This window comes from Flexivirga sp. B27 (assembly GCF_052905685.1).
Genome location: NZ_JBPYUM010000001.1, coordinates 641,672 through 655,141 on the forward strand (window position 1 = coordinate 641,672; position 13,470 = coordinate 655,141).

A 13,470-nucleotide genomic window follows, 5' to 3' on the forward strand; every position below is an offset into this window, starting at 1 on the left:
CGGCACGTCACGCGCAATGCGTTTGCCGGTTGGCGGCCGCTCGGGCCATCGTGTATGTCGTCCCATCTGCTAGTGCCGGAGAAGTCATCCGATGTATGCCGCCGACAGTCTCCTCACCCGGGTCCGCCGTGCCGAGTCGGAGCGCGGCGAGGTGGTGCTGCGTCGTCGGGTGACCGGATCCGGACAGGTGGTCCTGGAGCTGCGGGTCAACGGTGTGTTCGTGATGGACACGCTGCAGACGGACACCGAGCGCGCATTGGCGGGCGAGGCGTTGGCGTTGTCGAGCGGCCCGCGCAGGGTCCTGGTCGGTGGCCTCGGCTTGGGGTTCACCGCGCGTGAGTTGCTCGCCGATCAGCGAGTGCGGCGGGTGGATGTCGTCGAGCTCGAGCAGGCGCTGATCGACTGGACCCGCGACGGCACCGTGCCGGACGGCGGGATGCTGGCCGACGACCGCTTGCGGATCATCCGAGCGGACATCGCCGACGCGGTGCGCGAGGCAGCCGGGCCGACATACGACCTGGTGCTGCTCGATGTCGACAACGGCCCTGGCTACCTCGTGCACGCCGACAATGCGGCCATCTACCGCGCGCCGTTCCTGCGGCAACTGCACGACGTGCTGCGCCCGGGCGGGGTTCTCGTGGTGTGGTCCGCCGACGCGGCACCCGAGCTGTTGACGGCGATGCGGGCGGGCTTCGACGACGTGCAGGAGCGACCCATCGACGTGCGGCTCGGCGATCGCGCGGAGCACTACTACCTGTATGCCGGTCGGGTCCGCGCCCTCGCGCCCGGCGAGTCGGTGTAGTTCGATGGGGAGGACAGCACTCCCGCAGCCGACCAGGAGCACTTCATGCGCATCGCCATCGCCGGGGCCTCGGGCCTGATCGGCACCGCCCTGTCCCAGTCGCTGACCCAGCGTGCGGACGAGGTCGTGCACCTGGTGCGCCGTGCCCCGAAGGCGTCGCACGAAATCCGTTGGGACCCTGCCATCGGCGAGCTGGATCCGACTGCGCTGCAAGGTGTTTCAGCGATCGTCAACCTCGCCGGTGCCGGCATCGGCGACAAGCGGTGGACGGCGGCATACAAGCGAAAGCTGGTGGACTCGCGGGTCGACAGCACCACCACGATCGCCAGGGTGGCCGAGCGACTCGACGGCCCAATCCGCCTGGTGAACGCCTCGGCGATGGGCTATTACGGCGACCGCGGAGAGGAGACCGTCGACGAGGACTCCTCACCCGGTGAGGGATTCCTCCCCCGGCTGGTGACCGCCTGGGAGTCCGCGACGGCACCGGCCGCGGCCGCCGGGTGGCCGGTCGCGTTCGTGCGCACCGGGCTGGTGCTCTCCCCCGGCGGCGGCCTGATGGACCGGGTGCTGCCGCTGGCAAAGCTCGGACTGGCCGGGCCGCTCGGCAACGGGCGTCAGTGGTGGTCGTGGATCTCGCTGGCCGATGAGGTGCGGGCACTGATGCATCTGATCGATCACCCGGAGATCGTCGGACCGGTCAACGTCTCGGTGCCGGCAGAGTCTGCGGCCCGGCAGCGTGACGCGATGCGCGCGCTCGGTCGGCAACTGCGCCGGCCGGCGATCCTGCCGGCGCCCTCCCCGGCGTTGCGTGTCGTCCTCGGTGAGTTCGCCGGCGACGTCCTGTCCAGCACCCGTATGGCGCCGAAAGTGTTGCAGCGCAGTGGTTTCGAGTGGTCGCACACGGACATCGACGCGGGCATGGCGTATGCCGCCGGTCGCCCCTGAGCGGGCTGCCGGCACGCTCAGTCGATCGACGCGACCGCCGCCCGCAGCTTCCGGTGGACCCCGTCATACGCGGTGAATCCGGGTAGGTGGGCCTTGGCGATCTTGCCGACCACGGCGTAGTTCTCGTCGCAGACGTTGGCGACCGGGGTGAGCGCGGTCTGTGAGACCAACTGGTAGGCGTCGAGCACGGAGAACCCGAGACCGCCGGAGATCCACTGCACCAGGTCGGCGTGACTGATCCGGAAAGCGTCCTCCAGCGGCCGGGTGGAACCGGTCGACATGATGTGTGTGTCGTCCTCGAGCCGCGGCCACGGCGTCGGTGTGCCCTTGATCAGCTCGACCGCGAAGGTGGTGTCCATGGCCGTCTCGACGGCGACTCCGCAGGTCTCCCCTTCGCCTTGGCGAGCGTGTCCGTCACCGAGGCTGAGCAGCGCACCGGGCACGTTGACACCGAGGTAACACGTTGTGCCGGCACGCATTTCGGGTGTGTCCATGTTGCCGCCCCAGGACCCCGGTGTGAGCGACGAGCGCACCTCGCCAAGGGGCGGCGCGACACCGACGGTGCCGTGCATCGGCTCCATCGGCAGATCGATGGTCACGTCGGAGTCCAGCGCGTGATAGCGCACCAGCCGCTGCGGGACGTCCAGGTCGTAGATCCAGGTCCGCTCGGCCAGCGGCTCGTGCAGCATCGCAGTGAAGGGGGTGGTGGTCAGTGCCCCGAAGAGCGGCACGGTCGTCGACACGCCCCAGTCCACGCTGGGTGTGATCGAGCAGAAGTGCACAGCGATCGTGTCGCCGGGCTCGGCACCCTCGATGAAGAACGGCCCGGTCTGTGGATTCATCATGCTGGTGTTCGTCACTTGCGTGGCCATGTCGCTCACACTGCGCACGCGCCCGCCGTAACAGTCGGCGGTCCAGGTCGAGACGACCTCACCCGGCCGGATCGTCCGGACCGGCTCGGCGCCACCGAAGGTGTAGACCAAGCTGCGCGGGTCGGCGTCCTTGTCGACTTCATGACGAACGATCTGCATGGGTGTCTCCTCGACGGCTCGGTGACGATCGTCTTCAGTGACCGCTCGGGCGGTCCGTCCCGACTCTATGCCGGGTCAGTCACTCCGTGGACGGTTCGGCCCAATCCACCACTCGCCAGCCGGATTTCGTCCAGTGCATCGTGAGGTCGGTGCGTTGCCCGGTCGCCTCAGGCACCGTCTGCCGGTCGTCCTCGGTCACCACGTCGTAGGAAGACCGGTCGATCTTGGCCGTGACGTGTGCGACGTCCCCGCTCCGCGTGCGCAGTTGTGCCGACCGGACGGTGAACTTCAACCCCTCGTAGTGTACCTTCCGGGCCGCCGCCGTGCGCAGGTCGGCGCTGTCGCGTTTGTATGCCGGAGAGCCGGCGACCTCGACCGAGCGCAGCCGATCGCGATCTCCCTTCGTCCAGGCGGCTGCGCGCGCCGACGCGAGTCGCTGCACGACCGGCACCGGCCTTGCGGCCAGCGCCCGCGCTGTGGAGCCGGTTGTGTGCTTCGGCTTCGTCGGTTTCGTCGGTTTCGTCGTCGGCGGTGTCCGCTTCGGCGGCGCGGGTGCAGACCGGCTCGGGTCGTGCCGGCTCGACTGCGCGCTGCCCGGCCTCGTGCGGCTCGCGGCCTTCGCCGACCCCGATGCGCCGCCGCTGCCAAATCCGGTGACCGCCAGTGCGAGGACCGCACCGCCCACAGCCGCGCTCGCCAGCAGCCAGCGGGCCTTCGTCGGCACCTTCTTCCCCGATGTTGCGGGCGCGTCCGCACGCTCCCGCTCGTCGCGGGCGGCTTGGGCACGAATCCGCCGAGTGAGTGCGTCGGCCTCGTCGCCCGGCCCGGCCGCTACTGCCGTGCGTCGCGCCGGCGAGCCCTGCACGGGAGCGGGTGCCGGAGTGGCGCACCCCCACAGCGCGATCGCGAACTCGCCGGGCAACGGTCGGGCCGAATCCGTATGTGCCAGTGCGGCATTGACCAGGTCGCGCAACTGATCAGGCACCTCGGGCGCCAACTCCGCGAGGTCGGGTCGCAGGGCAGCGGGTTCGGGTGCCGCTCCGGTCAGGGCGCGCCAGGCGATCGCGCCGAGCGAGTAGACATCGGACGCCGGGACGGGGCTGTTGCCTGCCAGCACCTCCGGCGCCGCCCACGACTCGGTGGCCCACACTTCGTCGCCTGCGTGCCCGGCCAGTCGCGACATGCCCAGGTCGGCGATCAACGGCTTGCCGGCCGCCGTCAGCAGGATGTTGCCTGGACTGAGGTCGCCGTGCACCAGACCGAGGCCGTGCAGGTCGTGCAGCGCCCGCGCGATCGGGCACAGCACCGTCACCAGCTCACCCGGTGTCAGCACCATGCGGCGGCCCAGGGTGTCTGCGAGCGAGCCGCCCTCCGCGAGCTCCATCACCATCGCGGTGCCCACCGGATCGGTCGAGGTGTCCACGACGACGTCCTGCAACCGCACGACGTGGTCGTGGCGCAACGACTCCAGCACGCTCAGCTCGTAGTCGAGTTGGTCCACGTCCGCGTCGAAAACCTTTGCGGCGAGCCGCACTCCGTCCCGGTCGCGCACCGCCCAGACCGCTCCGGTGGCACCGTGCCCGAGCAGGTCGAGCACGTCATACCCGGGCAGCTCGGGTCGGCGCGGCAGGTCCTCCGATGGTGTGTCCACGAAGGACACCGTGGCACTGTCGGCGCACGTCCCGCAGAAGTTATCCACAGGGTGCGCGGGTGTGGGCGGTACCGGCTGGTGACTTACCGGACGTCGTCGACGTTGAGCGTGACCGACTGACCCTGGTAGGCCTTGCGGTGGTGCAGCGCGGCGAGCTTGGCGTAGGCGCGGTGCTTGGGGTTGCGCTCCCCGGCATACTGCAGCGGGTCGGCGACCCGACCTGTCTGGGCGATCCGGCGCACGCGGTCTGCGACCGCGCCGCCGAGAGTCTGCGCGACGAACTTCACCGGGAGCGTGGTGTAGAGCAGCTCACCATCGAGATCCGGTGCGACCACTGGCTTTTCGTCGATCAGGTCGGCGACGAGCTGCTCGGCGACATTGGCGCCGGACGCCGTCGCGTAGTAGCAGTTGCGGCCGTAGCGCGGGTTGATCTCGAAGAAGACGACCTTGCCGTCGCGCGGGTCGCGGATGGCGTCCAGGTTGGCGAAGCCGTGGTAGTCGGCCTCGGCCAGGACCTTCGAACCCTGCTCGATCGCGTCCTCCAGTGGCGCCACCACCTGCACGTCCGGTATGCCGAGGTATGCCGGACGCGGGTCCTGCATCAGCACCTCCGACGCGCGCGCCAGCGTGATCCGCCCGTCCTGCGCGCGGTAGAGCGTGACCGACAGCAGGTCGGTGCCGGGGATGAACTCCTGGGCGAGCAGCCGCCCGTCATACCCCGCGGCCTGCAGTTGATCGAGCAGCTCGTCCAGCTGACGCTGGTCGCCGACCTGGTAGAGCTTCTTCTTGCCCGGCATCCGCAGCGCGGCGAAGTGTCCGGAGTCGGCCGGCTTCACGATCAGCGGCCACGGCAGGTCGAGGCCGTCCGTGGCGGGCCGACCGTCGGCGAAATCGAGCACCACCGTGCGCGGGGTCGCGACCCCCGCAGCGGCGCACAGCTCGTTGAATTCGTGCTTGTCCGAGACCCGCTGCAGCATCTCGGGCGACTCGTGCGGCACGACGACGTTCTTGCCGAGGGTGGTGCGTTTGGCCGACAGTGCCTGCACCAGACCGTCGTGGTTGGTGAGCGGAATGACTGTCAGCTGCGGGTTTTCGGTCGCCAGCTTGCGGAGCTGCTTCAGGACGAGGTCGTAGTTGTGCACGCCCTCGGGGCCGACCTCGCGGACCTCGTGGATGATCGAGGAGTCGGCGATCGCGCCGGTGGTGAACGGCACCACAGCCGCGCTGGTCAGGCCGTAGCGCTCGTGGAACGCACGCGCGAGGGCGTAGCCGGACAGCGTGAAGTCGAGGATGACCGGCAACACTTTGGGTGCGTCGGCTGGCACCTGCGGGGCACGGGTGACGGCGCCGGCGAGCTTGCCGGCTGCGGTGTCGGCGAGAGCGACCGCGTCGGACTTCGACCGGGGCACTCCCCCCACGATCGCGCGTGCCGTCTGCTTGGCCCGGCCGACACCGGCGATGGCCTTCCGCTGCGCGTGATAGGCACGCAACACGTTCGGGCGGAGCACGACGTCCCACGGGCCCGGGGCGTCGATCATGCCCTTTTTGGCGAACGCGAGCTTGAACTCGTTGAGCGTGTCCAGGTATGGCGAACGGTCCGACCCGCAGCCGAGGAAGTCGAAGTAGGTCGCGCCCTCCGCCTTGGTCGCGCGCATCGTCCCCCACGCCATCAGGTATGCCGCGAGGAGCTTGCGCGCCTCCGCCGACGACGCTGCGAAGTAGTAGTCGACCTCGCCGTCATACACCGTGACAAGCGCCCAGGAGACGACCTTGCCCCGGTGCCGCACGGTGTAGAGGCGGCAGATCTGCGGGCCGAGCTGGCGCAGCATCTCGTAGTAGAACGCCGGCGGGCGCAGCACGAAATCGCCTCTGCGGCCTGTCTCTTCGAAGATCGGGTAGATGACGTCGGCGAACTCCTGCTCGCTGATGTCGGTGTCGTCGGTGAAGACCAGCTCGTCGTTCTTCAGCGCCTTGCGGATGTTGCGGCGGCCGCTCTGCGACATACCCGAGAGCAACTCGTCCTCGCTCTTGGTGAGGTCGAGCACGATCGTGCGGTCGTAGAAGATCGCAATTAGCGGGTCGACGAGATCGTCGCCCGGGTGCACCGTGTGCAGCCGCAGCACGGCGGCGTTCGGCCGCTCCTGCTTGATGTATGACGACAGGGCATCGCGCAACGCGCGCTCGCGCTGCGGGTTGCGGTCGTCGTCCAGCCAGATCGGCCCGTGCTTGGCCCACAGCTGCTCCAGGAAGCGCCCGGCGAACGAGGTGAGGCTCAGCGCGGCCATCGGGGTGTCGCCGTCGTCCACGACCAGGTAGCGCCAGTGCTCACGACCCGGCAGCACCGAGTCGTACTGCGCCCACTCGGGCGACTGCTCGACGGGCACGGTCTTGCCTGCCTGGTGGACCGTGTCGAGGAATTCAGCAGCGGTGCAGGCACGAACGGACAGCGTCACGGATCTTGCTTTCGTCGGGGATTGCGGCCGTTCGGAAGCATACGGCGTGCGGCGTGTCCGATCCGCACGGCGCGGCGCGGCTCACCGGAAATGGTGGCAGGTCACACCTGTTGGGGAGCGGCGATGATGTCCGGCAGGCGCTTCTCGATGAAGGGCAACACCTCGGCGACACTCACGTCGCGACCGAGCTCCTCGCTCAACGACGTCACGCCGGCGTCCGGAATGCCGCACGGCACAATGACATTCGCCCAGGACAGGTCGCATTCGCAGTTGAGCGCGAAACCGTGCATCGTCACGTCGCGACTGACCCGGATGCCGATCTGACCGAGCTTGCGCTCCGGCTTGCCCTCCGACGCCGGCAGCCACACTCCGCTTCGTCCGTCGACCCGCTGGGTCGGCAGTCCGAGGTCGCTGCACACGTCGATCATCAGCTGCTCCAGGCGACGCACGTGCCCGACGACGTCGACCGGGTCGGGCAGCCGGACGATCGGGTAGCCGGTCAGCTGCCCCGGGCCGTGCCAGGTGATCTTGCCGCCGCGGTCGACGTCGATGACCGGTGTGCCGTCGAAGGGCCGCTCGTGCGGCTCGGTGCGCTTGCCCGCGGTGTAGACCCGCTCGTGCTCCAGCAGCAGGGTGGTGTCCTCCTGCTCGCCGGCGGCGACGCGGGCATGCACCTCGCGCTGGAGATCCCACGCGGCCTGGTAGTCAACGAGATCCGGGTCGAACCCGACGTGTTCGATGCGCATGCGGGCAACGCTACGCCGCATCCGGCGTCCGGCCACGAGCGCGCCGCTACCGACTGGTAGCGCCGCAGTCCCTTATGGTTGGGGTCGGGCGATGGATCCCGCCCGGGCCGGTCGGCCCGAACCGCACTCCTGCTGATGGTTCCTACCACGCCGCACACCGGCGGGTAGGTCATGCTGCCCGTCATACTCCCGGAGAGTCAGCCGTATGCCGCCGCAGCCGCCACAGCCCAGCCCCGACCGGCTGGTCGACTTCCACGCCCACCCGATCGTCGCAGGCGTCATGCCCGGCCAGCCGCCGCTCGTCGCGCTCACCGCCGCGACGATGGCCAAGGCGGTCGGCGCCCCCGCCATACATTTCGGGTATGCCGACCAGACGCGGTATGTCGTCGAGGAGCACCGGGACGGCAACGTGCGGCACGCGCCGCTGGACCCGGACGACGCCGACGAGCAGTGGCAGGTGACCGCGGAGCAGATCACCGAGCAACTGCGGGACGTCCTCGGCGACGACGGCGTGCCCTGGCATTTCCACTACCTCGCCGGCCGGCCCGATCGCGCGCTGACACATCTGGCGCGCGCGGTCGATGCGGCCGGCTTCGTGGTGGGCACCCGGCTGGGCAAGCACCCGATGCGCGAGTTCCTCAGCGGCTCGGTCTCGGTGCGCCTGGCGCACCACCAGCACCGTCCGGTGATCGTGGTGCCGCTACAGGTCGTCGACTGGTCGGACGGGCTCCCGTGGCACTGATGTCGACCCGCGGCCGCCGGCGCACCGCATCCGTGCACGCCCACCGCGATCCGTTGCTGCTCACCGTCGTCTTCGTCGGCGGCGCGATCGGCACCGCCATCCGTTCGCTGCTGAGCGACGCGTTCCCGCATCGCGGTGATGCGTTCCCGTGGACGACATTCGCGATCAACGTGAGCGGCGCGTTCCTGCTCGGCCTGCTGCTGGAGGCGCTGGTCCGCTCCGGCGAGGACACCGGAGCACGTCGGCTGATCCGACTCGGCGTCGGCACTGGCGTGATGGGTGGCTTCACGACATACAGCACGTTCATGGTGGAGACGACCGACCTGTCCTGGCAGCTCGCGACCGCGTATGTCGTCGCCACGGTCGTGCTCGGCGCACTCGCCGCCTGGTCCGGGATCCGCTCGGCGCGGATCGTCCGAGTGGGTGAATCGCGTTGACAACATTGCTGATTGCCGCATGCGGAGGTGTGGGCGCGGTGAGCCGCTTCGTGCTCGACGCCGAAGTCCGCCGCCGTGTCCGAGGGGCGTTCCCGGTCGGCACCTTCGTGATCAACGTGCTCGGGTCACTTCTGCTCGGCATACTCACCGGCGCGCTGACGCATCACGCCGGCTGGCTGTCGCCGACCGCGAAGGCCGCACTCGGCACCGGCTTCTGCGGCGGCTTCACGACCTTCAGCACGGCCTCGGTCGAGACCGCGCGGTTGTGGCTGAGCACCGGCAAGGCCCAGGGCAGCCGGTATGCCGTCGCAACCGCCGTGGTCTCGCTGCTCGCCGCACTCCTCGGCCTCGCGATCGGTGCCGCCCTTTCCTGACATGTGAATGCTTGTCGCCTTTATCACACTCTGGTAAACAGTTTGCCTATGGGCTGCCGCGCACGATCCACCTCACTCGTCACCACGCTCGCTGTCGTCACCTCGGGTCTGCTCGCCATGACCGGACTCACCGCGCCGACGGCACACGCGGTGGAAACCCCTGAGCCCGCACCCGAGATCGCCTACGTCGATGTCGCAGTCGCCACGCTGTGGACCGAGCCGGGCATCGACCGACCGATCGACGCGCCCGCGGTCGGCAACCCGGTCGACCCGCGCAAGTGGACCGACGAGCAGACCGTCGCCCAACGACGTTGGCTGGTGGGCAAGCTGGAGACCCAGGCGCTCTACGGGCAGCGGGTCACCGTCCTGGAGCGGTCCGGAGGCTGGGCACATGTGGTCGTGGCCGGGCAGCCCACGCCGCGCAACCCGCTGGGATATCCCGGATGGGTGCCGGCAAAGCAACTCACCAGCAACCCTGCCTTCGGGCACAAGACCGATCGGCGCTTCGCCCTCGTGAGCGCCAAAACCACTGGCCTGTATGCCGATCCGACACTCAAGCACTCCTCCATGAAGCTGTCGATCAACACCCGCCTGCCCGTCCTGGGCACCACCAAGGACGCGATCAAGGTGTTCACTCCCGATCGCGGCGCCAGCTGGATCGCCAAGAGCGACGCGCAGGTCTACAACTCGCCGAGCGACATCCCGCAACCGACACCAGCGGACCTGGCACGCACCGCCAGGATGTTCGCCGGGCTGCCCTACGTGTGGGCCGGGACGTCGGCCTGGGGATTCGACTGCTCGGGCTTCACGCACACGGTGTATGCCGTGCACGGCATGACCATCCCGCGCGACGCCGGCGACCAGATGCGGGCCGGTCGACCGGTCGCCAAGGACACCATGCAACCGGGCGACCTGATCTTCTACGCATACGCCAGCGGTTACATCCACCACGTCGGGATGTACCTCGGCGACGGGTGGGAGGCCGACGCGCCCAACAACACCCCCGGACAGGTCAGCCGGCTGGAGATCGTCAAGGTCGACCAACAGCGGTATGCCGACCAGTACGCCGGGTCCCGCCGCTACCTCTGACACCCCGCGCCGCCCGGCCCGCAGCCTCGCGATCGGCGCCGCCCTCTCCTGATCGAGCGGCATACCGAAGCATTGAGCGGCATACGAATTCGCCATGAATCCGTACGCCGCTCAATGCGGGGGTATGCCGGTCAATCAGCTCTCGATGTTGGCCATCACGTGCTTCACGCGCGTGTAGTCCTCGAAGCCGTACATCGACAGGTCCTTGCCGTAGCCGCTGTGCTTGAAACCGCCGTGCGGCATCTCGGCAACCAGCGGGATGTGCGTGTTGATCCACACACACCCGAAGTCGAGCGCCTTGGACACCCGCATCGCCCGGCCGAAGTCCTTGGTCCACACCGACGACGCGAGACCGTAGGGCACGTCGTTGGCCCACGCGATCGCGGCCTGCTCGTCGGTGAACCGCTGGACGGTGATGACCGGGCCGAAGATCTCGTGCTGGATGGCCTCGTCGGTCTGCTCCAGGCCGGACACCACGGTCGGCTCGACGAAGAAGCCGTCGCCGAAACCGCTCGCCCGGTGACCACCGGCAGCGACGCTGGCGTTGTCCGGCAGGCGGTCCAGGAACCCGGTCACGTGCTTCAACTGGTTGGCGTTGTTGACCGGCCCGAGCAGCGCGTCCTCGCTGTCCGGCATGCCGAGCTTGGCGTCGTTCTTGGCGAATTCGGCCAGCGCCGCAACGAAGTCGTCGTGTATGCCGGGCGCCGCGAGCACACGAGTCGCAGCGGTGCAGTCCTGACCGGCGTTGAAGTAGCCGGCCGTGCCGATGCCCTCGATCGCGGCCTCGATGTCGGCGTCGTCGAAGACGATGACCGGCGCCTTGCCGCCGAGCTCGAGGTGCACGCGCTTGACGTCCTTGGACGCGGACTCGGCGACCTGCATGCCGGCGCGGACCGAGCCGGTGATCGCGACCAGCTGCGGCGTCGGGTGCTCCACGAGCATGCGGCCGGTCTCCCGGTCACCGGTGATGACGTTGAAGGTGCCGGCCGGCAGGAACTCCGAGGCCAGCTCGGCCATCAGCAGCGTCGTCTCCGGCGTCGTGTCGCTCGGCTTGAGCACGACCGCGTTGCCCGCAGCGAGCGCCGGAGCGATCTTCCACATCGCCATCATCATCGGGTAGTTCCACGGCGTCACCTGCCCGACGACACCGATCGGCTCACGCCGGATGAACGAGGTGAAGCCGGCCATGTACTCGCTAGCCGCCTTGCCCTCGAGCATGCGGGCCGCACCGGCGAAGAAGCGCAACTGGTCGACCATGACCGGCACTTCCTCGCTCGCTGTCAGCGCGTAGGGCTTACCGGTGTTCTCGGCCTCCAGCTTGATGAAGTCGTCGGCACGCGCCTCGATCGCATCGGCGAACTTCAGCAGCGCGGCCTGCCGGTCACCCGGGATCAGCTGCCCCCACTCGGCGAAGCCCTTCTCGGCGGCACGGTATGCCGCGTCCACGTCCGCCTGCGTCGAAACAGGTGATTTGGCAACGACTTTCGCCGTCGACGGGTCGACGATGTCGATCGCCTGGTCGGTCTCGGCAGCGACATACTCGCCACCGATGAAGTTGCGCAACTCGCGCGGGCTGTCAGTCATTCAGACACTCCTTTGTGTGTGGTTGTCAGCTCTTGATGTTCGTCGTGGGGGCTGGGGTCTCGATACGTCCTCGCCTAGCGGCTCGTCCTACTCGACCACCTTGTGTCTCCGCTACTCGACCAGCACGGGGCGTGGTCGTTGAGCCTGTCGAAGCGACCGGTGACCTCGACAGGCTCGGCCAACTCGACAAGCGTCCCGGCCACCTCGTGTTGCTGTCAGCACTCGATCACATTCACGGCCAGTCCGCCACGGGCCGTCTCCTTGTATTTCACCGACATGTCGCGGCCGGTGTCACGCATCGTCTTGATCGCCTTGTCCAGGCTCACGGTGTGCACCCCGCTGCCGTGGACGGCCAGCCGCGCTGCGTTGATCGCCTTCACGCTCGCGATGGCGTTGCGCTCGATGCACGGGATCTGCACGAGCCCGCCGACGGGGTCGCAGGTCAGGCCGAGGTTGTGTTCGATGCCGATCTCCGCGGCGTTCTCGACCCGCGACGGTGTCCCGCCGATGACTTCGGCGAGCCCGCCGGCCGCCATCGCGCAGGCCGACCCGACCTCACCCTGGCAGCCCACCTCGGCACCGGAGATCGAGGCGTTCTCCTTGAAGAGAATGCCGATCGCGGCTGCCGTCAACAGGAATCGCACGATGCCGTCGTCGTCGGCGTCCGGCACGAAATTGACGTAGTAGTGCAACACCGCGGGGATGATGCCGGCCGCGCCGTTGGTCGGTGCGGTGACGATGCGCCCGCCGGAGGCGTTCTCCTCGTTGACCGCGAGCGCATAGAGGTTGACCCAGTCCATGACCCGCAGCGGGTCATCCCGCAGCGCGCCCTTGGTCAGCTCGCGGTGCAGCTCCGGTGCCCGGCGCGGCACCTTCAAGCCGCCCGGCAGCGTGCCCTCGTGGTGCATGCCGGTCTGCACGCAATCGCGCATGACCGACCAGAGGTGCAGCATGCCGGCGCGGACCTCGTCCGCAGTGCGCCACGCGAGCTCATTGCGCATCATCACGTCGGCGACCGAGGAACCCTCACGCTCGCAGATCGCCAACAGCTCCGCCCCCGTGGAGAACGGGAACTCCACGTGCGTGTCGTCCAGCACGACGCGGTCGGCACCGGCCGCCTCCTCGTTGACCACGAATCCGCCGCCGACCGAGTAATAGACGTGCGACGTGATGACCGCGCCCTGCGCGTCATACGCCTCGAACTGCATGCCGTTGGGGTGCGCGGGCAGCGACTTGCGACGGTGCATGATCAGGTCGTCGTCCGGATCCCAGTCGATCGGGTGCGTGCCACCCAGCCGCAAGGTATGCCGTGAACGGGCCTGCGCGACCCGGGCGTCCGTGGTGTCGGTGTCGACCGTCTCCGGGGCCTCCCCCTCGAGCCCGAGAACCACCGCCTTGTCGGAGCCGTGGCCGTGCCCGGTCGCGCCGAGCGAGCCGAACAACTGGGACCGGACCCGGGTGACCTCCGCCAGTCTCCCCTCGGCGATCAGCCCCTCGACGAAGGTCTTCGCGGCCCGCATCGGACCGACGGTGTGGGAGGACGACGGACCGATGCCGACGGAATACAGGTCGAATGCGCTCAACGCCATGGGTAAACCATAGCAATGATGTCTACT

12 protein-coding genes and 1 riboswitch are annotated in these 13,470 nt (G+C 68.7%); of the genes, 6 read left to right on the forward strand and 6 right to left on the reverse strand.

The features are described 5' to 3' along the window. Positions 1-91: 91 nt before the first annotated feature. Both ACSZL9_RS03105 and ACSZL9_RS03110 read left to right on the forward strand, forming a co-directional pair. Positions 92-802, forward strand: a complete 711-nt coding sequence (locus tag ACSZL9_RS03105) for a spermidine synthase (protein WP_446664002.1) — start codon at positions 92-94, stop codon at positions 800-802. A 45-nt stretch (positions 803-847) separates the two neighbouring features. Next, entirely contained in the window at positions 848-1,747 is a 900-nt protein-coding gene (locus ACSZL9_RS03110; RefSeq protein WP_446664003.1) for a TIGR01777 family oxidoreductase, read from the forward strand. Between the two features lie 17 nt (positions 1,748-1,764). On the opposite strand, the gene ACSZL9_RS03115 is transcribed toward ACSZL9_RS03110, so the two are convergent. From ACSZL9_RS03115 to lipB, 4 genes are all read right to left on the reverse strand, one after another. Continuing rightward, complete coding sequence (locus tag ACSZL9_RS03115; protein ID WP_446664004.1) at positions 1,765-2,778, reverse strand: acetamidase/formamidase family protein; 1,014 nt, start codon at positions 2,776-2,778, stop codon at positions 1,765-1,767. 79 nt (positions 2,779-2,857) lie between these two features. After that, positions 2,858-4,429, reverse strand: coding sequence for a serine/threonine-protein kinase (locus ACSZL9_RS03120; RefSeq protein ID WP_446664005.1), 1,572 nt, complete (start codon positions 4,427-4,429; stop codon positions 2,858-2,860). Positions 4,430-4,512: 83 nt separating this feature from the next. Then, a complete protein-coding gene (locus ACSZL9_RS03125) occupies positions 4,513-6,882 on the reverse strand; it encodes a GNAT family N-acetyltransferase (RefSeq protein WP_446664006.1) in 2,370 nt (789 codons plus the stop codon). 101 nt (positions 6,883-6,983) lie between these two features. After that, the gene (lipB, locus tag ACSZL9_RS03130; protein WP_446664007.1) at positions 6,984-7,649 is read right to left on the reverse strand and encodes a lipoyl(octanoyl) transferase LipB; all 666 of its coding nucleotides are present in this window, start codon (positions 7,647-7,649) and stop codon (positions 6,984-6,986) included. A gap of 57 nt (positions 7,650-7,706) precedes the next feature. Then, positions 7,707-7,780, forward strand: a riboswitch (Fluoride riboswitch). A gap of 53 nt (positions 7,781-7,833) precedes the next feature. Between lipB and ACSZL9_RS03135 the strand changes: the two genes are divergently transcribed. From ACSZL9_RS03135 to ACSZL9_RS03150, 4 genes are read left to right on the forward strand one after another with little or no spacing between them, the layout of a single operon-like run. After that, the gene (locus ACSZL9_RS03135) at positions 7,834-8,370 is read left to right on the forward strand and encodes a universal stress protein (protein WP_446664008.1); all 537 of its coding nucleotides are present in this window, start codon (positions 7,834-7,836) and stop codon (positions 8,368-8,370) included. Next, positions 8,370-8,807 (forward strand): fluoride efflux transporter FluC, encoded by a 438-nt coding sequence (locus ACSZL9_RS03140; protein ID WP_446664009.1) that lies wholly within the window; start codon positions 8,370-8,372, stop codon positions 8,805-8,807. Before ACSZL9_RS03135 ends, ACSZL9_RS03140 begins: the two co-directional genes overlap by 1 nt. Positions 8,808-8,812: 5 nt before the next feature. Then, positions 8,813-9,181, forward strand: coding sequence for a fluoride efflux transporter FluC (locus ACSZL9_RS03145; RefSeq protein WP_446665097.1), 369 nt, complete (start codon positions 8,813-8,815; stop codon positions 9,179-9,181). Between the two features lie 48 nt (positions 9,182-9,229). Continuing rightward, a complete protein-coding gene (locus tag ACSZL9_RS03150) occupies positions 9,230-10,270 on the forward strand; it encodes a C40 family peptidase (protein WP_446664010.1) in 1,041 nt (346 codons plus the stop codon). 135 nt (positions 10,271-10,405) lie between these two features. Here the strand turns inward: ACSZL9_RS03150 and ACSZL9_RS03155 are convergent, their stop codons facing one another. Together ACSZL9_RS03155 and ACSZL9_RS03160 are read right to left on the reverse strand one after the other, a co-directional pair. After that, a complete protein-coding gene (locus ACSZL9_RS03155) occupies positions 10,406-11,854 on the reverse strand; it encodes a gamma-aminobutyraldehyde dehydrogenase (RefSeq protein WP_446664011.1) in 1,449 nt (482 codons plus the stop codon). Between the two features lie 215 nt (positions 11,855-12,069). Next, entirely contained in the window at positions 12,070-13,443 is a 1,374-nt protein-coding gene (locus ACSZL9_RS03160) for an L-serine ammonia-lyase (protein WP_446664012.1), read from the reverse strand. Positions 13,444-13,470 lie beyond the last annotated feature (27 nt).

Coding starts and splice junctions, on each gene's coding strand:
- ACSZL9_RS03135 (WP_446664008.1), top strand. CDS start 7,834: ATGCCGCCGCAGCCGCCACAGCCCAGCCCCGACCGGCTGGTCGACTTC.
- ACSZL9_RS03140 (WP_446664009.1), top strand. CDS start 8,370: ATGTCGACCCGCGGCCGCCGGCGCACCGCATCCGTGCACGCCCACCGC.
- ACSZL9_RS03155 (WP_446664011.1), bottom strand. CDS start 11,854: ATGACTGACAGCCCGCGCGAGTTGCGCAACTTCATCGGTGGCGAGTAT.
- ACSZL9_RS03115 (WP_446664004.1), bottom strand. CDS start 2,778: ATGCAGATCGTTCGTCATGAAGTCGACAAGGACGCCGACCCGCGCAGC.
- ACSZL9_RS03160 (WP_446664012.1), bottom strand. CDS start 13,443: ATGGCGTTGAGCGCATTCGACCTGTATTCCGTCGGCATCGGTCCGTCG.
- lipB (WP_446664007.1), bottom strand. CDS start 7,649: ATGCGGCGTAGCGTTGCCCGCATGCGCATCGAACACGTCGGGTTCGAC.
- ACSZL9_RS03105 (WP_446664002.1), top strand. CDS start 92: ATGTATGCCGCCGACAGTCTCCTCACCCGGGTCCGCCGTGCCGAGTCG.
- ACSZL9_RS03110 (WP_446664003.1), top strand. CDS start 848: ATGCGCATCGCCATCGCCGGGGCCTCGGGCCTGATCGGCACCGCCCTG.
- ACSZL9_RS03150 (WP_446664010.1), top strand. CDS start 9,230: ATGGGCTGCCGCGCACGATCCACCTCACTCGTCACCACGCTCGCTGTC.